The organism is Cellvibrio sp. pealriver (genome assembly GCF_001183545.1).
In the GTDB taxonomy this organism is placed as follows: domain Bacteria; phylum Pseudomonadota; class Gammaproteobacteria; order Pseudomonadales; family Cellvibrionaceae; genus Cellvibrio.
This window is the reverse complement of sequence record NZ_KQ236688.1, coordinates 326414-349331: the sequence shown is the minus strand read 5'-3', so window position 1 is coordinate 349331 and position 22918 is coordinate 326414. Positions and strand designations below refer to the sequence as shown.

Sequence of the window (22918 nt, the reverse complement as noted above, 5' to 3'; positions counted from 1 at the left end):
AGATTTATTCCACAATAGAATTTACTTTTGTGACGAATACCTCCTAGTTATAACCAAAAACGCACTTATAGCTATAAGCTGAAACCACTTACAGAACTCTCTGATCGGTCAAATTGGTCAATCAAATCCGTCGATAAAGACTGATCGTAAAGTCAAAACTGTCCTTTATTCCCGTCGCCACAATTTCCGCTTGTAACGCTTCGGGTAACCGCCATGCAAAAGGCGTCATCGACAATAACGCTGCACACAACTCCGGCGTATCAACCATCAAATCGCCTTTCAAACGATGCTGCCCACACGCGCTAAAACCTTCAGGAGCGGGAGGATGTTGATGCGCCCGTACTTCTCGATATATACGGCGGCGTAATTCCAATAAATGCGTATCAGCAGGCGTTACTATAACCAATAAGCCTTCCGATTTTATTACACGCCATAACTCGGCATCTTTGCTGGGGGCATAAATTCGCGTAATAACATCCATCGAGTGATCTGTAAAAGGCAGATCAAAACTGGATGCCACGGCAAATACATGACGGTTTTTGTCCTGCGCAGATTTTGCAGCAAGCCGCACGCCCGCTTTGGCAATATCGATACCGTAGACCTTTGCTTGCGGCAAGACTTCAGCAAACCCGCGGGTGAAGTAGCCTTCACCGCATCCAATATCCAGCAGCGATTGAGCGTGTGTCGGCATCAGCGTCTGCAGGTATTGCTTCAGTGGCTCAAAGAAACCCGCCTCTAAAAATTGTCGGCGCGCCAATAATTGCTCTTTCGCATCCCCTGGTTCACGGGAGTTTTTATGTTGTACCGGCAGCAGGTTGAAATAACCTTCTTTGGCTCGATCAAACTGGTGGCGATTGTCGCAAGCCACACCTTGCGAGTTTATTTGCAAAGGCTGTTTGCACAGTGGGCAACGCAAATCATTCATAAGATCATCATGAAGTATAAGAAGAGAAGCAGAAAAATAAGCGCGCAGGATGGCGACTCACCGTTTAATAAGCAAGTCATAGATGAGAAAGCAGAGGCGTATGCTTAATGTGTTTTACCAAACAGTACGCCTCAACTCAAAGAGAGCATGAATGAAAAAACTCAGCTCTCTTCAGGCACCTCATAACGGTCGATAATATCGCGCACCAAACCACTGCGGACAATATCTTCACGTTCAAACTCATGCACGTAGACATTCGGCAAACCTTGCAAACGCTCTACTGCATCAGCCAAACCATTGGGGCCACGGATATCACTTTGTTTGATGTCACCGTTGATGACGACCTTACAATCTTCACCGATGCGCGTTAAAAACATTTTCATTTGCGCAGGGCTGGTGTTTTGCGCTTCATCAAGGATGACAAAGGTTTTGCTGTTAAATGTTTTGCCGCGCATAAAAGCGAGTGGTGCTGCCACTATGCGCCCATGGCGTAAACAGTAATCCACTGTGCCTGCTCCCAAACGCTCATTTAAAATGTCGCGGAAGGCATCGATGTAGACCGAGAATTTTTGGTCCAGATCACCGGGCAAGAATCCCAGGTTTTCACCAGACTCTACCGCAGGGCGAGTAAGGATAATCCGCTCAATTCGGCCAGACTCCAAAGCCTCGGCAGCCAACGCACCTGCACAATAGCTTTTGCCGGTACCGGCTGGGCCAATACCAAAAGTCAGCATGTGAGAGTTGATGGCGTTGATGTATTGTTGCTGGGATTTTGTTTTCGCGCGGAGCGGTTGGGGAGAGCGAGGGGGAGAGTAAGCAGTTTCAAGTTGTTGCGAGCGGGATTTAAGGTCAACTATGTTGTCATCAGTCCGTGGATTCTTTCGCGACTTATGCCGTGACGTCGAGTAACTGTTGTCGTCATAGTGTTGGTGATTTGCACTGCGTCTGGCATGCGATTTTTTTGCCATAAATCATAATCCCCTTCAGGTCGGTAAATAACACGAGTATTTAAGGCAATACCCGCTAGTATGAGTCACCCGATTTACGCAAGTTATTGTGTGGATTACATGATGGTCGTTTACCCTCCTCTTTCAATGTTGCAAACCCATAATCAGTTTGCGCTGTTCAATTCTTTAGATATTTATTTCAAATATCCGTTCAAATAAACAAAACACATCAAGTAAAGCAAAACGCTATGACAGAAGTATGACTGCAAACAAAACGATTTTTGTCTGCGATTCTAAACCAGAATTGCGTTTCAAAAAGGCAACCCATTGTGGTTCAGATTGTTGCGGGCAACTACTGGTTGTGTTCGTCACCCTTGATTTGATACTAGGCTTATTTTTGACTTGGGTCAATCACTTCTTTGCAATAAAAATGACATCACCAGAAAGCATTAAAAGGTCAGATTACACTGCCCTATTCCTCTCCGGCATCATCCAGATTTTTACTGATTTTCTTTTTAGGCGGTGCAAAACCATCAACCAACTGGGCATTTTTAACTGCAGTCGGAACACGACGGTTACCAACATTTTTCTTATCGCGCTCGCGCACTTTCACCTTAGGCTTTTTAGCATCGGTTTTATCATCTTTGACAGTTTTCTTTTTGCTGCCAACCGCTTTGCCTGATGCCTTTACTTTATCCGGCCCCTGATACTTACCCTTCAAGCCCGGCATACCAATCGTTTCAAAGTTAGCATTCAAATAGCGTTCAATACTTTTGCACAGATTCCATTCTTTGGCATCGACCAGAGTAACAGCCCTACCCTCGGCATCCGCGCGACCGGTACGCCCGATGCGATGTAAGTATTCATCACCCGAATGAGCCACATCAATATTCACCACCAATTCCACACCGGGAATATCCAAACCGCGCGCTGCAACATCTGTCGCGACTAATAATTGGGTACGCCCTTGCCGGAAATGGTCGAGCGTAATTTTGCGCTGGTCCTGAGTGATATCACCATGTAAACAGCTGACTTTGTATTTGTTATAACGCAGGAAATTATCCAGCTGAGCAGCTCGCGCCTTGGTGTTGGTAAAGATAATTGCCTTCTCAAACGTCGCTTTTGCCAACAGCGCAATCAATAATTTCTCTTTATGTTTGTAATCGTCTGCCAGCATCATTTGCTGGATAATTGCATTGGGTTTTTCATCAATATAAATTTCTTTTGCTTCTCCCTGAATCACCTGCTTGATGAGATGACGCAAACCTTTTTGTTCCATGGTGGCAGAGAATAATAACGTCTGGCGCTCAGCACGGCAGGTCGCGGTAATTTTCAGCACATCCTCACTCAATCCCATATCAAGCATACGATCAGCTTCATCCAATACCAAGAATTCCAACCCGGAAAACTCGGTTGATTTATGCATAACATGTTCGGCAAGGCGGCCAGGCGTACCCACAACAATTTCCGGGTTCTTACGCAGCATGGCTTTTTGGTATTTCAACTCCTCACCGCCACAAATCATGCCCACTTTCAGGCTGGTAAATTTCAACAGTTGTTCAGCATTTTTAACGATCTGACGCGCGAGCTCGCGTGTTGGTGTAAGGATCAGGATACGGGTTGAGCTGCGATTTACCGGCGGTTTTGCCAGTATCGATTGAATAGCTGGCAGCAAAAATGCCGCTGTTTTACCACTGCCTGTTTTGGAGCTGACAATTAGGTTCTCACCCGCTACTGCAGCCGGAATTGCCTTTAATTGCACGGGCGTTGGCTGTTCGTAACCCAATACATCAATCGCTTTGCGCAACTGGCTGTCGCTAATCAGGTCGTGGAAAACAGGCTGGGTCATGAAAAACCTCGATATATCAGTCAGAAAATAGGATGTTATTACTAAAAAGACATCGCAAAAGGCCGCGCAATCTACGCAGGGCTGGGCAAATTATCAACCAAAACCGCTAAAATGCCGACCTTGAAGTAAACCTGTTAATGAATCCGTAAACGGATCTGAGTCATCTGATGAGAATTATGCTAGCCCCGATGGAGGGCGTTGTTGAACATCATGTGCGCGATATATTGTCGCGCATTGGCGGTCTGGATGGCTGTGTCACCGAGTTTATCCGTGTTACCGACCAAAAGCTTCCTTACAAAGTCTTTTATAAGTATGCACAGGAACTGGAACGCGATTGCAAAACCCCAAACGGAACTCCCGTGCGTGTGCAACTGCTAGGCAGTAAACCTGAACCCATGGCAATCAACGCACAAGAACTTGTTCGTTATGGCGCAAAAGCGATCGATCTCAACTTTGGTTGCCCCGCCAAAACGGTTAATTCCCATGAAGGCGGTGCCTGCCTGTTACGCACACCTGACCGGGTTTATTCCATTATTAAAGCAGTGCGCGACGCAGTCCCCCAGGAGATTCCCGTCACCGCCAAAATCCGCCTGGGCTATGAAGATCGCAATAGCTACATGGAGAATGCCCGCGCGGTAGAAGCAGCTGGTGCAAACGAATTAACGGTTCATGCCCGCTCCAAAGCCGATGGATACAAGCCGCCCGCGTATTGGCATTACATTGCCGATATTCGCGCGGAATTAAAAATCCCTGTCGTTGCCAATGGCGAAATTTGGTCTGTGGATGACTACCTGCGCTGCCGCGAACAATCCAATGGCACCGATGTAATGCTCGGTCGTGGCCTGCTGGCCTGCCCTGACCTTGCGCGACAAATCAAAGCGCATATAAATGAAGAAGAGTACACACCACTGAGCTGGCAACAAATCTGTGAAATGCTCTACGACTACTACAAGCTGACAACACCACTTTATTGCGAGCGCAATTGCGGCAATCGTGTCAAACAATGGCTGATGTACTTAAGCAGACAATATCCTCAGGCTGCTGTTTTCTTTGAGGCCATCAAACGCAAAACAACACCGGCTGAAATTGACATCTGTTTCGCACAAGCGCTGGCAGATTGCCAATAATCTATGGTCGATCTATCAAATAAAAAGCCCGTGCAGAACACGGGCTTTTTGCTATCAATTCAACCTTGGCGAATCAATGCAGCAATTCGTCAAAGCCTCCCATCAAATCTTTGGTCTCATCAATTCGCTCCATCAGTTTCACCAGATTGATTCCCAACTGGGTAGCCAGCTCATTAGGAAAATGTTCAAGCAATTCAGAATCAGACCCCTTCTCATTTTCATGCACGATGTAGTCAGCAATATTGATCAACGCCGCGAAGCGCGAAAATTGAGGAGCTGATGATGGATTCAATTGATAACGAATACCATCGACAATTGCATCGGGGAATTTCCAGCGGTTAGCCAATTCAGCACCCGCCTCAGGGAAATTGAATCCCAACACATTTTTTTCAATATCAGAATTGCGTGCGCCTCTGTCTACAACCTTTTGAATTTCTTTACACTCTTCAGGCAATAAAATGTGAATTAATAATTCACCAATGTTATGGATCATCCCACAGGTAAATGCTGTTTCAGCATCATCTTTAGAGAACTTTGCCAGCCATTTACAGGTAGCCGCCACAGCAAAACTATTATGCCAAAAAGCGGGAAGATCAAATCCTTCCGGTGCCTTAAATGCCCCCGTGATACCCGAGGCCAATACCAGCGTACGCACTGCGTTAAAACCCAAGATAAACACGGCATCATTTACCGAACCTACCTTACGGTTACCGCCATAATGGGCCGAATTAGCAGCACGCAACAGCTTGGCAGTTAACACCTGATCCGAGCTGATTTTTTTTGCAATAGCTTCATTGTTAATATTTTCGTCGCCGAAACTCTCTATTAACTCCTGTACTACTTTAGGAATATTTGGCAACTTTTGTGCGTTATCAATTAAATTTTTAAGCTCCACGATATCCTCACTTGATCCAACCCAAGACGCAGGAGCAGCTACAGTTACCTCAACCTCCCCCACCTGCTTTGGGTATAGCAAAGGATGAATGGATAGCAATAAGCGAGGTTAAAAATTGAGGTTTAATAACGCAGATTTAACACAACAGCGACAAGCAGAAACGAAAAAGCCCGCTATTGAAGCGGGCTTTTGTATATGGCGCCTCGGGATCACTTGAATAACCAATGTAAGTCATTGTTTTTATTGACATACAACCTATTCGATCTTTCCATATACCCCCAAATATACCCCCAGACTTCAAATGTGCCCCACAAATTGGGGGTGATCTTTACCACCACAACCCCCTATAGCCGACCATCTTTGGCGATTTAGTGCGAGGCATTGCTCCGTATGATTAAAAACCTCGGGAAGAACCTAAAGGGTGGGGGGTGACACCAATACCCCATAGCATTTAATCCCCCCCCTATAATTTTCGGGCCCACAAAAAAACGATTGAAGGTGCGGTGTCCAACCGATCACGGCCAAGGTTTTAACCCACCCCCTCCCATCTACCTAATGGTGAATCTCTTTTCAATTCGGCGTACGTAAAAATCTCATTGAAGGTGCGGTGTCCGATCCATCATAGCCAAGGTTTAAACCTACCCCTACCTATTGGCTTTTTATATTTAATTTGCCAGGTATGAAATAAATGCGGGGAGAACGGTCATTCAGGCTAGGGCTTAAAACTTTTAGACACCCCCACCGACCAAGGAAGGAAGCCTATACATGGTGGAGCTACGCAGAAAGCACGGCGCTACCTCCCGCATTGATTAGAGTCACCGGAAGAACCTACCAAACACCGGCGAAAGCCGACCTAAACCCAACAATAAAAAGGCTAATCCGTACAAACCTGAAAGCCATTAAGCGCCATCTATCCGCGTGGAACATCGCGCACAAGTGGCACCACTAAAAGGGGGCGGGGGAAGGGTTATTTATAGCGCAGATATTCCCTAGCCTCTTTTTTGGGTGGGGAACACGGGGAAAGTGGGGAACGATTTTTAAGTTATTGATTTACTTATAGTTAATTAGTGAAAAGTTCCCCAAACACCGTTCCCCACTGGGTTTTGAAAGTGGGGAACAAAGTCTAATTAAGCCCATGCAAGGGCGATAATATGGGGGTGATGCACCCCAAGAGCAGTGAAGGATTAGCACCAACGACGGGAAATAAAGACGGGATTAGCACACAGGGAAGCCGTGGAACATTAAGCAAATGGGCATCACTCGCCCACGATATACACCCCATCAAGGCCATCAAAGCGAACCTTGCCGGTATCAGTAAACGCCTTGGCTATGGCCTGTAGGGTGCGCACCTGTGCCCCATCCAAAACGCTATCGATTAGTTCTACCCGCTTAATCGTGGTTGTGCCTACCCCTGACTTGTCCGCAAGCACTTGGACACTCCAACACAACAAGCCCCTAGCCATTCGGCATTGAGCACCAGACAACATAACACCCCCAAAAAGGTCTAATTTAGACAAAATAAAGCCAATAATAGATTGATAATGTGTTTTATTGAGTCTATATTAGACCACGTAAAGCCAATAAAAAAGCCCAAGAGTGCGGCAACACCCTCGGGCTTCATCATTAACCGATTGAATGGGTATCAGCTAATGAGTAACAGCACTGTATCACAGGCCGCTTTAACCGCGCACCAAGCCGTTTTTACTATCCATACCGATGTTATTACCGACTGGCGGCGCAAAGTGCGGGACGTGCAATTGATCGCCCGTGAATTCAGCAGCCAGGTAGAAGCACTCGCCACACTTGAGCGGGTGCGTAAAACCAACCCGAAAGCATTCATCAAAACCCGTGTTATTCATTAATCATTGGAGCAATTAATCATGAGCAAAGCAGCCGCAAAAAACTACGGTGACACACCAGAAGGTTTTATGAGTATCCCAAAAGATGAATTATTCCCCATCGATGCGATCAACTGCGCCAAAGGTAGAGTAAACGCAGTTTTAACCATGCTGATAGTAGCGCTCAACACCGAGGGTGCAGATACGATTCACCCCCACACAATCGCAGAGGCGCTTTGGTCAGTGCAGGGGCATATCGATCAAATGGAAATAATGATCGACCACGCCTACGAATCAGTGCACCCACTTATTCACGCTAAAAATTAATTTAAACTGGTGAGCAAAATGAGCAACGGCACAATTTCAAACCCAATTTTTGGCGGTGTTACAAACCCAATCGGCGATAAAGTTTCGTTTCAAGTTCAGCCTAATGGCACACCAGAAAATTATTTATTTTCTTGCGATGAAGGCAAGCTCGATAAAGATGCAATTTTTTGCGCAATTTCACGGGCTAGCGCTACTCTTAAGCTACTTGATTTACAGTTTAACGGTGACGATACAGAGAGACTCAGCCACGAAACAATACAAAACGCTCTATGGGGAGTTGAAGGCTATTTGGAGCAGATAAGAATCCTCATTGAATACCAGTAAAAACTAAAAAGCCGGTGAAAAAACACCGGCTTTTTTATCACTCACTAACCACTAAAACCCCGCAACATTTTGTAAATCACTTTCGCTTTCCTCGCCTTCGGCCATTAACGCGGATAGCGTGATTTTGTAGCACCAAACCCGTTTATTTCCCATGCGTGGTAGCTTTTCTTTTCTATCCATACGTTCCTTACCATTGCCCTCTATCGTGGGCTGTAAAGCCCCCAAGTTGCGCAGCATTTTGGCGATGCGGTTATGGTCATAACCTTTGCAAATATCGTTTTTAAATGCGTCTTTGTAAACGTAAAAAATCACGTCTGACGAATCACCCTCTAAATAATCTTTAATGCGCGGCTCACGCCGATAACCCCAGCATTCAGCCGCAATAGGTACATGCGAATCGATCACCGCATTTTTACTTTCTTCGGGATCATCCCAGCGTTTAAAGCGTGATTCACTGTATTTGGTGAATTGCTGGCGCACATGCTCCAACATTTGCTTTTCTTCAAAATTGCCATCACCCCCACGGGCGCGAAGCCAGGTATTAAAACAATTGGCCGCTGCATTAATCGCCTGACCTTGTTGCCAACCGGTGATTTTCCAGTGTGTGGCCAACTCACCCGCCCAACCCACTAACGCAAATTTAACCGCAGCCCTATGCACTTGCCCACTGGCATTATCGGTTAAGCGTTCCTTTCTGAATTTTTCCAACCGCGACAACATGGATGCAATAAATTTACTTCGCTTGTCACCTTCCAGCTCTCGCACCAGCGCATTTAAAAACGCGGGAAAGGCTGTGCCGTGGTATTGCGCCATAGTGCCTTTTAGTAGCTCTGAAAGCGCCGCGCCGCCCATTAGCCCATGCGCATTGTTAAACACCCCCATGCGTTTAATATCGGCCTCTGAATCGTGCAATGTTGCGCGTATTTCCAAAAAGCGCATTTCCATTCCGGCGGTTTGAGTTTTACCGGCTTCGCCCATGTATTGCTCTAATGTTTTTTCACCATTGGATAAAAACGTAAAGCGCCAGCGGTGCGAATCATCACGCGCACCGCCACGATCATTTGCACGGGTCTTTCCACTGCCATTGCCAAGCATATAAATTATCTCGCCCACATATCGGCCTTCCATTTGGTTTATTTCATCCAGAGCTAACAACATCTCAGAATGGGAAGCGGCTACGGCCTCCATACCATTAGAAGTTGATCTCCACGTTTTTTTATAATCGTCCGGTTTACCAAATACCGAGCACGCAATATTTAACAGCGTGGACTTGCCCCAAGAGCTATCGCCATAAAAGTGAAAACCCATTGTTTCCACCCCCAGCAAATCAACCAAGGGCGCAGAAAAAGCCGCACTTACCGCAAACAAGGCCAAGGGGTTATCGATACAATAACGGCTTACATTTTCTTGCCATTCGGCCAAGGTGCCGCGCTCGGATAATTTGCACAGGCTTGCACCTTCGGTATAAAACAATAGTGTTTCTTCGGTGCCTCCAATAATGCGATCCGGCAATACAAACGCGCTTTTGTGCCAGCCGGTTTTGTGTACCAACCCGATACGCTCTTGGGTTTTATGGCCTTGTAAATACTCCAATACTTTGCGCTTGCTCTCGCGGTGGGCGTCATATTCCAGCCCCATACCTAATAGGCGTTTGGTGACTTCGGTACCGCCATCACTGCCGAACAATTCCAGCGGAAAATTAAGGCGTTTTTCTTTGCCATCACGGTTATTAAACCGCACCAAAATTCCCCAGTTATCGCCTGCATCATTAGCATCACGGCAATAGGCCAGCACATCCAGCCGCGAACAAATCCGGCGGTGTTTTTCGGCTTTGGGATCATAGGCATACACCCCGTCATCATCGACTTTAAAACCATAAGGGATTGCGCTTGTTTTATCGCTGGTGGCGTTTTCGTCATTGGGGGTGATGATGGGTTGCGGTGCTGGTGTCTCGCCTTCTAATGGCAATAACAGCGCATTACGTTGCACCAGTTCGTTTATGTGTGGCGATAACCAACCCTGTGCAACTGCATCAAAGGCGTCTGCTTTTTCTGGCCATGTATATTCACCCTCGACCAACTGGCCACCGGTGCCAGGTATGAAACGGGCAAACACCGATAAATCAAAAACCCGAAACGATTTAACTCCTATGGCATTCAGCACAGGGCGCAGCACATCAATAGTTTTATCACCAGCCAAATCGTTATCCGGCCACAACCACACATCACGGCCAACCAAGGGCGCAAAGTCGGTTTTGCCAATCGCTTTACTGCCACCGCTCCACGTCATACACGGGAACGCATTAAACAGCCCACGCGCTGCATCACACGCTTTTTCACCCTCGACCAATACCACGGGAGCCGATACCAGCGCAGCGGCCAAATAATCCAGCCCATAGAGCGGTCGATTGTCCGGTAATTGTCGCCAGTGCCAGCCAGTGCGCTCTTTGCCTTTGCTGGTGCCAGTGCCATACACAACGGGGCGATATTCCTTGGCGCGTTCGCCTGCGCTGGTAGTGCGATCAAAGCGACACACACGCATAAGCAGATCACCAGATGCGCTTTTGTAATTCCAATAGTGCGAAGCCTTACCGAATTGCGGAAAATGCACAGGGCATGTTTTGGCGGCGTCTGGTGGTGGCGGTAATATCGGTTTAAAGGCTGGCTCTTTAGGTGCCTTTGGGGGTGTCGGTGTGGCCGTGTTGGTGCGCTCAAATTCGCCCAAGGGTTCATCACTAACCCCCAAATAATGCGCCAGTGTTTTAAACGCATCCCCTTGGCTTAGGCGCAACACATAAGCCACATAACTCACCAAATCGCCGCCCTTGTCGTCAGTGGCAAAATCACACCATACGCCGGTATCAACGTTGATAGAAAACGAACCGGCCTTGCTGTCGTTTCTATTGGGATTGCGCGCCACCCATTCGCGGCCATTTAATTTCCCGTCCGGAGCGTAGTGGCTAACAATGGATTCAGCTTGCGCCAAAGCCAGTGAATTTATTTTCTTAAAATCCAGTTTTTTACCCATTCTAAAAAACTCTTTTTTCAATGAACAAACGTTATTCCCGCACCCGATAAGGGCGGCATTCAGTGCGAGACTAAGCCGGTATTAGCTATCAATACGCACCTCATCAATGATGGTCAGATCAATAAACGCCCCTACATTTAAGTGAAACCAATGCTTAGGTATTTGTTTTGGGTTATCGATTAGCACCTTACATGCGTGATATGCGGCCTCAATTTGTCCGGGCTGAATAGCCCTTAAAGGCCAATTAAAACGGTCATATACACATGACCAATTACCATCACCCCAAACCAAATAACGAACAAAATAGTTTTGATAATCCCTTCTTTTTTCGATGATGCAAAACTCTTGATATTGCTTATCGCTAAGCCTTTTATCGTGCTGTTTTAGATCATGAATAGCGTCCTCTTTTTCTTCATAGATTTTTGGTTTCGTAATATCCAATGCAGTAAACGGAAATAGCGGCAGACTAGGCGGCATTGTCGGCACCCCCAACGTCACGATAAATCAGCCCACAACCGCGCACCGTGTAGCTATAAGCGGCGGTAATTGTCTCGGGCGATAGCTGCGAAAAGTCGCGGGCGTTATGGCTAATTACCAACACTAGCGAGCCGTCCGGCCACTCCAATAAATGAGCGCCGCAATCGTAAGCAGCGGCGCTTTGCATGAAGCTGGCAAGGCGTTTAAACATGGGGTTGAGCGCATTAGCACCACGGGACAAAAGATCATCCAGAGTGATACAGGCGCAGCGCTCTATGATTTGGGTTTGGGTGTATTGGGCGTGAGTGCGAGAGGTCATATTAGGCGGCCTCGGGCGGGGTGGTATCGGTACTTTCGGCCTCTAACTTTTCAATAAAAGCGTGAATACTTGAACGGCTCCATACAGTGACGCCAGGTGATAGCTTACGGCCTTTCGGCGCTTTGCCATTTTGCACCCATAGCCACCAAGTGCTTTTTGATATGCAGAGTAATTCGGTGATTTGTGGAACGCGGTAAAAACCAAGTTCTTGGTTTTTGATTGGGGTGGGATTAACCATCTAGTCGGACTCCTTTAGTCTTGTTTAGATGGTTATGTATTTAATAGGCGTTAAATCGATTTAAAAACCTGAAAAAAACGCAAATATTTCTATTTTTTACGGGTTGTTATTTTACTATTTTTATGCCTTTGACTTAAACAAGTCAGCTACTCGTTTTGCATCAATATCATGAGTATCAAAAAATATATTCGCAATTTCCGCGAGCTGAGCGTCTTTTCTTGATCCGTAATGGTCTTCCATAAATTTGGCCATAACCCTAATAAAATAGCGCAACCTGCCAGACTCACTATTGTTAGTAGTTATGGAATTAAAAGAAGAACTGCTTAGCCTACACTCAACCCTTTTAAGTAGATCGCTAAGAGTGAGATTATTTCTTGAAAAATATAAATCCCCGTAATTGCTAGATAGCTCCTCAGCATGATCCTCTATTTTCCATAAAAAATAAGTCGGAATTTCAGAGCGCACATCCCGAAGAACATGTCCAAAAAATCTATCCCTGAGTGCCTTTAATTCCTCGGAAGTAAAATCATCTAAAACGCACTCAGAAACGGGAAATTCATCTAATAAAATTGAAAGCTTTCCGATTAGACCAACTATCTCCTTGAGTTTCTTTTCTCCTTGTTTCTGCGTCAGTGAGTTCCAGCTTTTCATTCCATGAAAGGCATGACATACACACTTAGAAAATCGATATGCCAATACGTCAAAATTAGGAATAGACTCACTTTTCTGAAAATTTTTATTGAGCCACCTCCATATGCTGCGCATTCGATTATTGGTACACAGCTGCTCTAACACCTCTACATATTCACCCTGCCCGAGATAATCCCCTGTCTCGCCATCCAATATAGAGAGGCGATTCAAAAGAGATCGAGGTGCCCAATCGGGATAGTCTTTTTTATTTTCGGTAAAGCCATATTCAAGTTTAGACAGAGAGTGCCGGAGATCATCTAAATAGCCCGCCTTCAATTCTTGTTGATTGCGCTTTTCAAATGCCTCAGCTGCGCGCAACTGACGCCGCAGCTTTTTAAGGTCTTTATCGCACCTAGCCTCAAGTTGCGCCGAAGCTTCATTAATAAATTGTTCTTCATCATTACCCATGAAACAGCTACGCCTTGTAATTAAGTTTGCGCAACGGGCATTTTTCATGCGAATAATTATCATTATTGTCGTTTCGCCCGTTGCCGCAAACCGCCAATTGTTCCCCACGTTCCCCACTCTCTAAAAAGTAAGTGGGGAACGATAAATACACATAAAACTATATCTAACTCTTTGATTTTCTTACGTGAGAGAGTAACCGTTCCCCAGTGTCCCCGCGTTCCCCACTACAAAACCGCCGTAGTCGAAACGTTTTAACCAGCTCGACCGAAATTCGCGGTAATAACGTTAGGGGATTGGGCTTGCAGGCGCAGGGCATCAAGGTAATCAGCCCATTTCTGCATCATCTCTTTGCGCTGTTTTAGATGCTTGGTGCGGTTGTACGCATTGCCTAAGGGGTCTTTTACCTTGTGCGCTAGCTGGTGTTCGATCCACTCCGCTGGAAAACCAAGCTGTTCATCCAATACCGTGCGCGCCATTGCCCTAAAGCCGTGGGGCGTCATTTCTTCATTGGTATAACCCATAGTGCGCAGTGCCACCCTTACCGCATTTTCAGACATTGGCCGTGCGGCACCCCGAGCCGATGGAAATACAAACTCGCTGCGCTCGGTGTAGGGCTGTAGTTCCTGCAAGATTTTTAACGCTTGACCGGCCAGCGGGACAATGTGTTGCTTGTCGGTTTTAGTGACCAAGTAGCGCCACTCTGCCGCGTCCCAGTCGATTTGATCCCAACGCATTTGGCGTATTTCGCCAGGTCGCTGGAACAATAAAGCGGATAGTTGCAGCGCTGCTTTTACGGCGGGTGATCCGGTATAGGCATCGATAGCGTGCATTAAAGCGGCCACACCTTGCGGCTCTGTAATGGCCGAAAAGTGGGTGACTTTGGGGGTGGTGAGTGCGCCGGTTAAGTCACGGCTTGGGTCACTGGTTAATTTGCCCACGCGTATTGCATAGCGAAATACTTGGCTTGCAGTCTGTTTGGCGCGCTTGGCGGTTTCCAATAATCCGCGATCCTGCACCTTGTGTAGCACGGCCAATAATTCCGGCGGTGTTATTTCATTTATAGGGCGCTGCCCCAGCCACGGGAATAAATGGTTTTTGAGCAGGTTTTGGGTGCGCTCTTTATGAGTGGGCGACCACTCGGGTGAGATCATCGCAAACCACGCATTGGCCAGAACCTCAAAGGTGTTTTCATGGGCGGCATGTAATTGCAGCTTTTGGGCTTTGCGCTCGGCCATCGGATCAACCCCTTGACCTATATCACGCTTGGCGTCTGCCGCCTTCGCCCTCGCCTCTTTTAAGCTCACATCGGGATACACCCCCAAGGGCAAAGACTTCTCTTTACCGGCTATGCGGTATTTCAGTCGCCAGTATTTGCTGCCATTGGGATTAATAAGGAGATGCATACCGCCAGAGTCAGCCAGCTTGTAGGGCTTCTCTCTCGGGGCTGCTGTTTTAACCTGAATATCTGTGAGCGCCATCCTGTCACCTGCCCGTAGGGGTATGAGTGGGTGCAAGCCGGATGCGTTGGGGGTATTTCTCAAGTCTGGGGGTATCAAATTCGGGGGTATTTCAATGTACCCCCAAATATACCCCCAAACTTGATCGGATTCGGGGGTATCGCATCGGACTGTATCGGATGGAGTATAAACAAAAAACCCCGCAATTACGCGGGGTTTAGGACGATTTTGGACTGTATCGTACAGTAATATGGCGCACTCGGGAGGATTCGAACCTCCGACCGCTCGGTTCGTAGCCGAGTACTCTATCCAGCTGAGCTACGAGTGCGTTGTTGAGGCGCGCATTCTATTGATCAGGTTCTTGTGAGTCAAGCTTTAATTTGATTTTCTTTTTCGGGAAAGGAAAATTAATGCTTTATAAATCAATGAACTACAAAATTCGATCAATCTGTACAAGCAGTGTTCTGACTACTGCGATGCGCGTACGTTTGCACAGAACTAATGGCGGTGAGAGAGGGAGTCGAACCCTCGATACCTTGCGGTATACACACTTTCCAGGCGTGCTCCTTCGGCCACTCGGACATCTCACCGTATTTTAAAATTTCGCAAACTTGGCGGCATTTTAGCTACCCCCTGCGAAGGCGCGCTAATGTACACAAGCACACCTCCAAACGCAATCTTATTCCTGTGGCCATATACTAAAAAAATCCCCGGGGTTTTGTTCACGCGGCTGATGTGGTGGAGCTGTAGCGGTACCAATGTAGATAAAACCGATGAGTTCTTCACCATTCTCTACGCCTAATGCTTGCCTCACTACTGGATCATACGCCATATCACCAGTACGCCATACCGCACCAATACCCAAGGCAAACGCCGCATTGAGTAAGTTCTGCGTTGCCGCTCCTGCTGCAATAATTTGCTCTATTGTGGGCACTTTCGGATTGGGCTGGCATTTGGCAATAGCGAGAATAATCATGGGCGCACGCTTGGGCATTGCAATGCAGCGCTCTATTTCTGACTGGGTGATAGCAGGATTTTTTGCAGTAGCGGCTTTCACGAATATGTCGCCCAATCGAAGCAGCCCCTCGCCTTCGATGACAACAAAACGCCAAGGACGCAAATTGCCATGGTCAGCTGCCCGCCCGGCAGCCCTGAACAGCACATCCAACTGTTCAGTTGATGGTGCAGGTGCGGTAAGCCGGGGGCTGGAGACGCGCTGGTGTAATGCCGTAATTGCATCCATAAAATCTTATTCCTCTTTCACTATTAAAAACGGTTGCCGCTTAAAGGCCTATGAACAGTAGATGTTATAACCAGGTCGAACATTGGCCAATTCTGTACCATACTTTCTGGAAGATAGCCAAATCAGCGATTGATAGAAGGATACCGCAGGATGACTGCCCAGATCGCCTCATTAATAACAGTCTACGGCCACTAATTGTATGCAAGTCCCCATTCTCATTCTGATAATCGCCATTGAAATTTACGTAGCATTATTGATTGCCGCGTTTTTCTTGGTGATATATGCATTCAAACAAAAGAAACTGATTCGCCGACAACAAGACAAACTACGTGAGCTGATCAGTACAATTAACGCATCAAGTGCACCCGCCAGCACACCAGCCAAAACGTATAAGCAACAGATCTATGAGCAACTGGAAATAACCCAGGATCGCTTTGCACTAATTGCCCCCCGCCAGGAAATTGCCAATTTCCAACCATCAGACCAACCCGTTAACCAGCGTATTGTCGCATTGCGTTATGCCTTCCTGCGCGCAGAAGAATTAGGTACCACCGAAGTACAGGGAAGTGAAGGTTATTGGAATATTTTTCGGGAGACGCTCGAACCACTATTGCCAACAACAATCGAGCCCACCGAGTCATACACAAGCGAGAATAACGAAGAACTGGAGATGTATAAAAAACGGGTAGAAAATCTGGAAAAATTCAAGAAGCTATTTTTTGATCTAGAGAAGCGCTGGAATGAAGCCCAAGCCAATGCTCAGGGTTATTACAATGAGCTGTACGCTATGGCCGATAGTGTCGCAGACCGCGAGCAATATGAGCTGTTATTAGGGCAATACAGCAACAGCTATAACGATATTAGCCACTACATACAATCCACTAACTCTGCCCTCACTGGCCAACCGGTAGAAAACAAGACTATCAACATCATACGTCAGGATCCCCGTGCAGCCGAAGAAATTATGAAACTGCGCAATGTTGCGGCAGATCAATATCGCATCATCAACAATCTGCAGCGCCAGCTGGAAACAGCAGAAAGTGCGGAAGAAAAAGAACAAGTCATCAAGGAGCTTGAACAGCAGCTGCAACGGCAGATACGCTTTGTGCAGGAATCCGATACCTGTGTCCAATTGTTAGAGGAAGAACTGAACAAGGCTCACGAACAAATAGCAGAGCAGGCAAAATTATTAGGTAAAGACCACTTGTTGGAGGAGGAAAACCAACGCATCAAAAAAACCCTGCAGAGCTTTACCCAAGAAAGCAAAGAACTGCTGGGCAATCTGGAAGACCTAGAAAAAGAAAATGATCAGCTAAAAAGCGACCTTGAACAAAAATCGGAAAGCACCGAGAGCAACCCGGCAAGCATCCAAAAAATTCAGGATGAATTTGCTGAGCTACGCAAGCAATATACCGAATTGGAAGAAAAATACCTTGAATTGAAATTTAAATAATAAGCAACTGGAAAAAGAGGCAGCGCACCACCAACAAGTGGACATTTGCACCAAAAACCCGTTTAATTCACTGGCTTGGGGCAAGCATTAATAATATTGTAGGGATTGACTTACTGACTGATAACAACAAGGTTTTAGTCCAATGAACAGTAAGACTGAAAGTCAGCCGCTGCAAACAGAATCACCGATACAACAGTATTACTTTCGCGCACTTATCTGTTTTGCCGCATCCGGCACGCTCGCTTCCTTTATTGACTGGGACAACCCCAGCATCACCCACATGGGTGTGATTGTCTTTTTATTGATATACGCCTACGCCACTTATCATTTCACCCGCAAACAAATCCCGGAATTGATGAGCCGCATCAATCGCTGGCTATCCCATGTAGATGCAGCCCTTATTGGTATCGTACTAAGCCTGACGGATTTCAGCATCCTACCCTGCATCATGTTCTTGACGATGATCCAATTCAACGCATTAATCAGTGGCGGTGCACGTAAGTTGATGGAGGACAACAGCGCCTTTGCTGTAGGTGTGCTCCTGAGTTTGATCATACACAAACCGCAACTTGTGCTTTCCAGCAGCATTCAGATAAGCGCCGCAAGCTTGATTGGTGTGGCAACTTATTTTTTAGTTTACGCGATTTACATGCATCAACGCTTTCACAAATTGATGCTCAGTCAAAAGCAGCTCGAAAATGAGCAAAAATGGCACAAGATCCGCGCTTATAAGTTATCTCGCTACCTACCACCTACCGTCTGGCAAGCCATTAATCGTGGCGACGATAAAAACCTGCAAGCCGAACGTAAACGCATCAGCGTGTTTTTTTCAGACATCAAAGACTTCAGTCAATTGTCCGAAGAAATTGAAGCGGAAGCATTGACCGAATTACTCAATCACTACCTGACCGAGATGTCGAAAATTGTTGCCCATTATGGCGGCACTATCGATAAGTTCATGGGCGATGGAATCATGGTTCTTTTTGGTGATAGTGCAAGCAAAGGCGTAAAAGATGACGCAACACGCTGTGTTGCCATGGCGATCGCCATGAAAAAACGTATCAAATCCATGCAACAAGAATGGTTTAACCAAGGTATCAAAAAGCCATTACAAGTTCGTATGGGTATCAACACCGGTTACTGTACCGTAGGTACTTTCGGCACATCCAATCACCTCGATTACACAGTGCTAGGCACACAAGTTAACCTCGCAAGCCGCCTTGAGTCAGCAGCAGAACCAGATGAAATCCTGATTTCCCATGAGACTTGGTCACTGGTGAAAGACACCGTGATGTGCCGCGACAAAGGCGAAATCCAGGTTAAAGGTTTTTCAATGCCCGTCAAAGTGTATCAAGTTGCGGATTTGCGTAAAGAAATGGGTAAAAACCAGAGCTACTTTGAAGATCGTGCCGAAGGCTTTTCCATGTATTTGGATATGGAAAAAGTGCGTAACTATGACAAACAAAAAGTGATTGAATCACTGGAAAAAGCAGCTGCCCGCTTGAAAGACAAAGTGATTATTTAACTTATTAAATAATCACTTTGCTGTTAACACCGATTTATATATTTCGCTCGTTTATTGCCTGATCAATCTCATATCGAAGGGCTTGTCATGCTCATTCGATGAGCGAAATGGATTGATATCCAATCCACCGCGCCGCGTGTAACGCGCATAAACGCTCAACGATTGCGGTTTGCATTCACGCAAAATATCGCAAAATATCCGCTCTACACAATGCTCGTGAAAATCCTGATGCTCCCTGAAAGAAATAAGATAGCGCAGCAAATTATCATGCAGTATCTGATTACCTTTGTAGGAAATAAACACACTGGCCCAATCAGGCTGTCCGGTTACCGGGCAATTCGTTTTCAATAAATGGCTGACCAATACCTCTTCAGCAATAGCTGATCCAGTCATTAATAACTCAGGCGAGGGATGATAAGTATCGATAGAAACATCTAATTCATCTAATTCAATGGCTGTCGGCTGAGCAATAAACTCCAAGTAATGCCCACTTGGGTGGCCATGGGTAATGGGCAATAATTGAACCTCAACAGTTGCATTTGCTATCGCAGATAAATCACGTTCAAGCACAACCAAAACATCTTTCTGACTTGCAAAGCGAGTTTGATTAAAAGAGTTTAAATACAACTTGAATGATTTGGATTCAATAATGTATTTGCTGTCACACGGAATCCTGAATTCGGCAACAGCCACTTGTGGTTTACCTGAAAGATTTAACCAGGATAGCTCATACCCCGTCCAAATATCGACACCATAAAATGGCAAGACATCAGTTATCAACAAGTGTTTACGCGATTCAGCTCGCGTAATTGGAAATAGCAACTGGGGCGCATATTCAGAAACATATTCTGTCTGCTGCCCAAGAGGGTTATGACTCATATTAATTCCATAATCAAGCGCGCAATCGCTTACCCGTTTTTAAAAGATGCATAGCGACAGCAAAAAGAATTACCACAAATAACGTCAGGCCAATCAATGCCATACTGATATGAACATCACTAATACCCAACATGCCATATCGAAATGCATTAACCATATGCAAAATTGGGTTAAGTATTGATACCTGTTGCCAAAACTCCGGCAGCAAATTGATCGAATAAAAAACGCCGCCAAAATAGGTTAACGGAGTTAAAATAAATGTCGGGATAATTGAAACATCATCAAATGTATTCGCGTATATTGCATTAATGAATCCAGCCAATGAAAACAATACAGAGGTCATAAACACAATGAACAATGTAGTAAGCCAGTGATGAATATGCAGATTAGTAAAGAATAACGACATACCCGTCACTATCAAACCAACCGCCATACCGCGTGCAACACCACCCATTACGTAGCCCAGCAAAATAATATAATTAGGCGTAGGCGACACCAACAATTCTTCAATACTGCGCTGAAACTTTGCACTAAAAAATGACGATGACACATTGGCATAAGCATTGGTGATCACCGCCATCATGATCAATCCGGGAGCAACAAACTCTATGTAGCTGAAGCCTCCCATCTCTCCTATACGACTGCCGATTAACTTACCGAAAATCACGAAATACAAAATCATTGTGATCGCCGGGGGCAGCAATGTTTGAATCCAGATGCGCGTAAAGCGCTTTATCTCTTTACGTAAAATAGTAAGAAATGCAATCCACTGCTCACTGACGGTCATGATTGCACCTCATTTTTATTAGCACTTACCATAGCGACAAACATCTCTTCGAGTCGATTGGCTTTATTGCGCATACTGACAACTTCGATTTGCTGCTCAGTCAACTGTGAAAACACCGCATTTAATGATTGCCCTTTTTCTACCTCCAACTCAAATGAATGATTATCAATTGGTGTAACATGATGCCCATTCAAGTGAGGCAAGGATTGTAAATGCCCCTTTACATCAAAAATGAAAGTTTCTTTGTTCAACTGCTGCAACAAATTTTTAATACTGGTGTTTTGCACAAGCGTTCCGCGATCAATAATCGCCACATTGCGGCAGAGGCTTTCGGCCTCTTCCAAATAGTGTGTTGTTAAAATAATAGTGGTTCCGGCAGCATTAATTTCGCGCAAAAAATCCCACATGGAACGACGCAATTCAATATCAACACCTGCTGTTGGCTCATCGAGAATCAACAATTGCGGCTCATGAACCAGCGCACGCGCGATCATCAAGCGCCGCTTCATGCCGCCCGATAGCATGCGCGCAGGTGTATGACGCTTATCCCACAAACTCAGTTGTTTCAAATATTTTTCGGTTTGCAGCTCGGCTTGTTTACGTGGCAAACCATAGTAGCCCGCCTGTTGCAGCACTATATCTTCCACTTTCTCAAACATACTAAAATTAAACTCTTGCGGAACCACGCCCAAGTATTTTTTTGCTCCGGAAAAATCGGTATCGATATTTTTACCAAATACCTCAACCGTTCCCGATGTTTTGCGCACCAGGGAACTGATAATCCCAATGGTGGTGGATTTGCCTGCACCGTTAGGGCCGAGCATGGCAAAAAAATCGCCAGGCATCACATCGAGTGAAATACCTTTTAGGGCTTCGAATTTTTCGTTGTAAACTTTACGCAGGTTTCTTAGTGAGAGTGCCGGAGTCATAACCCCTCGCAGAAATGAATGAAGGTCAGAAAATCTACCACCAGATCAGGGCGCAACATGTCGATTTCAAGTTCAGAACCATCTATTTATGATAAAGAGTATTACACATATCATCTGGAGTTACTCACCGCCTTCAGTACGCAGATCCAGCAATTACCACCATTTAACACTGAGTTCTCCAGCGAAGACGATCAGGAATTTCTCGCTGCACTCGAACTTTTATTGAAACAACCACAGGGGACTGGTTTTTTAGAGCAGGGCCAAGTATTGATGTGCCGTGTTGTCGGCAGCTACCCACACCTGATGCCGCTACTGTATCGCGACCTACTCTGGTTTTTTGGCGGCGACTGCTTACATTACATGCCAGATGAGGAAATTGCTGTTTTTCAGCGACTGGATGAGCAACGCGAAGATGCAAAACAGCAAAACACACCTTTCAGCTACAAGGAAGCACGCGCAAAATCGATGGGTATGCATTAAAAAGAGAGTAAACGCAAAGGAGTGCGTTATCGCCCAAATGGGCAAATTATATCCAGAGAGATTTTTACTGGTCAGTATAACTACTGATGAAACTAGAAATGGATTGCGTAAAACTGGAGCGGGAAACGAGACTCGAACTCGCGACCCTAACCTTGGCAAGGTTATGCTCTACCAACTGAGCTATTCCCGCTAAATGTGGCGTCCCCTAGGGGACTCGAACCCCTGTTACCGCCGTGAAAGGGCGGTGTCCTAGGCCACTAGACGAAGGGGACATTTTGAAAGCTGCCTAGATGACAACAATAAAACGTACTTCACTAACAGATTAAAACGTATTACTTACTACTTTAACTTCCCTTGGTGAGAGAAGTTGGAGCGGGAAACGAGACTCGAACTCGCGACCCTAACCTTGGCAAGGTTATGCTCTACCAACTGAGCTATTCCCGCTAAACGTGGCGTCCCCTAGGGGACTCGAACCCCTGTTACCGCCGTGAAAGGGCGGTGTCCTAGGCCACTAGACGAAGGGGACCCGGACCATCTGTGCTTAGCTTGTTTTTTCAAACGAGTGTCTGCGTCAGAAGTGGGGCGCATTCTAGGGATCGCCCCCGTTCGTGTCAACACTTTTACTTCTTTTTTTATCAGAGTGGAAACAAGCACTTAGCGCTTATCTTATGTGGGTACAGGTCATCCAAAGCGCAAATTCTTGCGCCAGTTTTTTCAATGCTATACTTATGTGTAATGCCATGCCCAACTTTTAATCAATAGGGTTTTAAAAAC

22 protein-coding genes and 6 tRNA genes are annotated in these 22918 nt (G+C 46.0%); 8 read left to right on the top strand and 20 right to left on the bottom strand.

What is annotated here, in order from left to right:
- Positions 1-121 precede the first annotated feature (121 nt).
- The 3 genes from VC28_RS01530 to VC28_RS01520 all read right to left on the bottom strand — a co-directional run bounded on the left by VC28_RS01530 (position 122) and on the right by VC28_RS01520 (position 3721).
- Positions 122-925 carry a putative RNA methyltransferase gene (locus VC28_RS01530; protein ID WP_231591613.1) on the bottom strand — a complete coding sequence of 268 codons (804 nt, stop codon included), beginning with the start codon at positions 923-925 and terminating at the stop codon, positions 122-124.
- 161 nt (positions 926-1086) lie between these two features.
- Positions 1087-1893 carry a PhoH family protein gene (locus VC28_RS01525; RefSeq protein WP_049629107.1) on the bottom strand — a complete coding sequence of 269 codons (807 nt, stop codon included), beginning with the start codon at positions 1891-1893 and terminating at the stop codon, positions 1087-1089.
- A 451-nt stretch (positions 1894-2344) separates the two neighbouring features.
- Positions 2345-3721 carry a DEAD/DEAH box helicase gene (locus VC28_RS01520; protein ID WP_049629106.1) on the bottom strand — a complete coding sequence of 459 codons (1377 nt, stop codon included), beginning with the start codon at positions 3719-3721 and terminating at the stop codon, positions 2345-2347.
- Between the two features lie 167 nt (positions 3722-3888).
- On the opposite strand from VC28_RS01520, the gene VC28_RS01515 reads away from it, so the two are divergent.
- Entirely contained in the window at positions 3889-4848 is a 960-nt protein-coding gene (locus tag VC28_RS01515) for a tRNA dihydrouridine synthase (RefSeq protein WP_049629105.1), read from the top strand.
- 73 nt (positions 4849-4921) lie between these two features.
- Here VC28_RS01515 and VC28_RS01510 read toward each other — a convergent pair whose 3' ends face one another.
- A complete protein-coding gene (locus VC28_RS01510; RefSeq protein WP_082191357.1) occupies positions 4922-5842 on the bottom strand; it encodes an HDOD domain-containing protein in 921 nt (306 codons plus the stop codon).
- Between the two features lie 1052 nt (positions 5843-6894).
- Here VC28_RS01510 and VC28_RS19670 point away from each other — a divergent pair.
- From VC28_RS19670 to VC28_RS01490, 4 genes are all read left to right on the top strand, one after another.
- Positions 6895-7083, top strand: a complete 189-nt coding sequence (locus VC28_RS19670) for a hypothetical protein (RefSeq protein ID WP_156184259.1) — start codon at positions 6895-6897, stop codon at positions 7081-7083.
- Between the two features lie 309 nt (positions 7084-7392).
- The gene (locus tag VC28_RS01500) at positions 7393-7605 is read left to right on the top strand and encodes a hypothetical protein (protein ID WP_049629102.1); all 213 of its coding nucleotides are present in this window, start codon (positions 7393-7395) and stop codon (positions 7603-7605) included.
- 18 nt (positions 7606-7623) lie between these two features.
- Complete coding sequence (locus VC28_RS01495; protein WP_049629101.1) at positions 7624-7908, top strand: hypothetical protein; 285 nt, start codon at positions 7624-7626, stop codon at positions 7906-7908.
- 18 nt (positions 7909-7926) lie between these two features.
- Complete coding sequence (locus VC28_RS01490) at positions 7927-8232, top strand: hypothetical protein (protein ID WP_049629100.1); 306 nt, start codon at positions 7927-7929, stop codon at positions 8230-8232.
- Positions 8233-8283: 51 nt separating this feature from the next.
- On the opposite strand, the gene VC28_RS01485 is transcribed toward VC28_RS01490, so the two are convergent.
- From VC28_RS01485 to VC28_RS01445, 9 genes are all read right to left on the bottom strand, one after another.
- Positions 8284-11259, bottom strand: coding sequence for a DUF927 domain-containing protein (locus VC28_RS01485; protein ID WP_049629099.1), 2976 nt, complete (start codon positions 11257-11259; stop codon positions 8284-8286).
- An 81-nt stretch (positions 11260-11340) separates the two neighbouring features.
- Complete coding sequence (locus VC28_RS01480) at positions 11341-11736, bottom strand: hypothetical protein (RefSeq protein WP_049629098.1); 396 nt, start codon at positions 11734-11736, stop codon at positions 11341-11343.
- A complete protein-coding gene (locus VC28_RS01475; RefSeq protein WP_049629097.1) occupies positions 11726-12055 on the bottom strand; it encodes a hypothetical protein in 330 nt (109 codons plus the stop codon). Before VC28_RS01475 ends, VC28_RS01480 begins: the two co-directional genes overlap by 11 nt.
- A 1-nt stretch (position 12056) precedes the next feature.
- Complete coding sequence (locus tag VC28_RS01470; protein WP_049629096.1) at positions 12057-12293, bottom strand: helix-turn-helix transcriptional regulator; 237 nt, start codon at positions 12291-12293, stop codon at positions 12057-12059.
- 120 nt (positions 12294-12413) lie between these two features.
- Positions 12414-13391: a hypothetical protein gene (locus VC28_RS01465; protein WP_049629095.1), complete on the bottom strand. Its 978-nt coding sequence runs from the start codon at positions 13389-13391 to the stop codon at positions 12414-12416.
- A 251-nt stretch (positions 13392-13642) separates the two neighbouring features.
- A complete protein-coding gene (locus tag VC28_RS01460; RefSeq protein ID WP_049629094.1) occupies positions 13643-14869 on the bottom strand; it encodes a tyrosine-type recombinase/integrase in 1227 nt (408 codons plus the stop codon).
- 230 nt (positions 14870-15099) lie between these two features.
- Positions 15100-15176 (bottom strand) — tRNA-Arg (locus tag VC28_RS01455).
- Positions 15177-15350: 174 nt separating this feature from the next.
- Positions 15351-15438, bottom strand: a tRNA-Ser gene (locus VC28_RS01450).
- A gap of 89 nt (positions 15439-15527) precedes the next feature.
- Positions 15528-16091 carry a nitroreductase family protein gene (locus VC28_RS01445; RefSeq protein ID WP_049629093.1) on the bottom strand — a complete coding sequence of 188 codons (564 nt, stop codon included), beginning with the start codon at positions 16089-16091 and terminating at the stop codon, positions 15528-15530.
- A gap of 199 nt (positions 16092-16290) precedes the next feature.
- Between VC28_RS01445 and VC28_RS01440 the strand changes: the two genes are divergently transcribed.
- Together VC28_RS01440 and VC28_RS01435 are read left to right on the top strand one after the other, a co-directional pair.
- A complete protein-coding gene (locus VC28_RS01440) occupies positions 16291-17544 on the top strand; it encodes a hypothetical protein (RefSeq protein WP_049629092.1) in 1254 nt (417 codons plus the stop codon).
- A gap of 142 nt (positions 17545-17686) precedes the next feature.
- A complete protein-coding gene (locus VC28_RS01435) occupies positions 17687-19069 on the top strand; it encodes an adenylate/guanylate cyclase domain-containing protein (protein ID WP_049629090.1) in 1383 nt (460 codons plus the stop codon).
- A gap of 51 nt (positions 19070-19120) precedes the next feature.
- On the opposite strand, the gene queF is transcribed toward VC28_RS01435, so the two are convergent.
- The 3 genes from queF to VC28_RS01420 are packed head-to-tail and all read right to left on the bottom strand — an operon-like array spanning position 19121 to position 21664.
- Positions 19121-19948, bottom strand: a complete 828-nt coding sequence (gene queF / locus VC28_RS01430) for an NADPH-dependent 7-cyano-7-deazaguanine reductase QueF (RefSeq protein ID WP_197085470.1) — start codon at positions 19946-19948, stop codon at positions 19121-19123.
- A gap of 13 nt (positions 19949-19961) precedes the next feature.
- Complete coding sequence (locus VC28_RS01425) at positions 19962-20735, bottom strand: ABC transporter permease (RefSeq protein WP_049629088.1); 774 nt, start codon at positions 20733-20735, stop codon at positions 19962-19964.
- Positions 20732-21664, bottom strand: coding sequence for an ABC transporter ATP-binding protein (locus tag VC28_RS01420; RefSeq protein WP_049629087.1), 933 nt, complete (start codon positions 21662-21664; stop codon positions 20732-20734). The genes VC28_RS01425 and VC28_RS01420 overlap by 4 nt, the downstream gene beginning before the upstream one ends.
- A 57-nt stretch (positions 21665-21721) precedes the next feature.
- Between VC28_RS01420 and VC28_RS01415 the strand changes: the two genes are divergently transcribed.
- A complete protein-coding gene (locus tag VC28_RS01415) occupies positions 21722-22144 on the top strand; it encodes a PA2817 family protein (protein ID WP_231591612.1) in 423 nt (140 codons plus the stop codon).
- Positions 22145-22258: 114 nt separating this feature from the next.
- On the opposite strand, the gene VC28_RS01410 is transcribed toward VC28_RS01415, so the two are convergent.
- The 4 genes from VC28_RS01410 to VC28_RS01395 form a co-directional block, all read right to left on the bottom strand.
- Positions 22259-22334: transfer RNA gene (locus VC28_RS01410), tRNA-Gly, on the bottom strand.
- Positions 22335-22340: 6 nt separating this feature from the next.
- Positions 22341-22416 (bottom strand) — tRNA-Glu (locus tag VC28_RS01405).
- A gap of 96 nt (positions 22417-22512) precedes the next feature.
- Positions 22513-22588 (bottom strand) — tRNA-Gly (locus VC28_RS01400).
- A gap of 6 nt (positions 22589-22594) precedes the next feature.
- Positions 22595-22670 (bottom strand) — tRNA-Glu (locus VC28_RS01395).
- Positions 22671-22918 lie beyond the last annotated feature (248 nt).

Bases quoted from the DNA above. Each gene is read 5' to 3' on its own strand.
- VC28_RS01525 (WP_049629107.1), bottom strand. From the start codon at position 1,893: ATGGCAAAAAAATCGCATGCCAGACGCAGTGCAAATCACCAACACTAT.
- VC28_RS01460 (WP_049629094.1), bottom strand. From the start codon at position 14,869: ATGGCGCTCACAGATATTCAGGTTAAAACAGCAGCCCCGAGAGAGAAG.
- VC28_RS01530 (WP_231591613.1), bottom strand. From the start codon at position 925: ATGAATGATTTGCGTTGCCCACTGTGCAAACAGCCTTTGCAAATAAAC.
- VC28_RS19670 (WP_156184259.1), top strand. From the start codon at position 6,895: ATGGGGGTGATGCACCCCAAGAGCAGTGAAGGATTAGCACCAACGACG.
- VC28_RS01465 (WP_049629095.1), bottom strand. From the start codon at position 13,391: ATGGGTAATGATGAAGAACAATTTATTAATGAAGCTTCGGCGCAACTT.
- VC28_RS01495 (WP_049629101.1), top strand. From the start codon at position 7,624: ATGAGCAAAGCAGCCGCAAAAAACTACGGTGACACACCAGAAGGTTTT.
- VC28_RS01490 (WP_049629100.1), top strand. From the start codon at position 7,927: ATGAGCAACGGCACAATTTCAAACCCAATTTTTGGCGGTGTTACAAAC.
- VC28_RS01470 (WP_049629096.1), bottom strand. From the start codon at position 12,293: ATGGTTAATCCCACCCCAATCAAAAACCAAGAACTTGGTTTTTACCGC.
- VC28_RS01520 (WP_049629106.1), bottom strand. From the start codon at position 3,721: ATGACCCAGCCTGTTTTCCACGACCTGATTAGCGACAGCCAGTTGCGC.
- VC28_RS01435 (WP_049629090.1), top strand. From the start codon at position 17,687: ATGAACAGTAAGACTGAAAGTCAGCCGCTGCAAACAGAATCACCGATA.
- VC28_RS01485 (WP_049629099.1), bottom strand. From the start codon at position 11,259: ATGGGTAAAAAACTGGATTTTAAGAAAATAAATTCACTGGCTTTGGCG.
- VC28_RS01440 (WP_049629092.1), top strand. From the start codon at position 16,291: ATGCAAGTCCCCATTCTCATTCTGATAATCGCCATTGAAATTTACGTA.
- VC28_RS01500 (WP_049629102.1), top strand. From the start codon at position 7,393: ATGAGTAACAGCACTGTATCACAGGCCGCTTTAACCGCGCACCAAGCC.
- VC28_RS01515 (WP_049629105.1), top strand. From the start codon at position 3,889: ATGAGAATTATGCTAGCCCCGATGGAGGGCGTTGTTGAACATCATGTG.
- VC28_RS01415 (WP_231591612.1), top strand. From the start codon at position 21,722: ATGTCGATTTCAAGTTCAGAACCATCTATTTATGATAAAGAGTATTAC.
- VC28_RS01480 (WP_049629098.1), bottom strand. From the start codon at position 11,736: ATGCCGCCTAGTCTGCCGCTATTTCCGTTTACTGCATTGGATATTACG.
- VC28_RS01475 (WP_049629097.1), bottom strand. From the start codon at position 12,055: ATGACCTCTCGCACTCACGCCCAATACACCCAAACCCAAATCATAGAG.
- queF (WP_197085470.1), bottom strand. From the start codon at position 19,948: ATGAGTCATAACCCTCTTGGGCAGCAGACAGAATATGTTTCTGAATAT.
- VC28_RS01420 (WP_049629087.1), bottom strand. From the start codon at position 21,664: ATGACTCCGGCACTCTCACTAAGAAACCTGCGTAAAGTTTACAACGAA.
- VC28_RS01445 (WP_049629093.1), bottom strand. From the start codon at position 16,091: ATGGATGCAATTACGGCATTACACCAGCGCGTCTCCAGCCCCCGGCTT.
- VC28_RS01425 (WP_049629088.1), bottom strand. From the start codon at position 20,735: ATGACCGTCAGTGAGCAGTGGATTGCATTTCTTACTATTTTACGTAAA.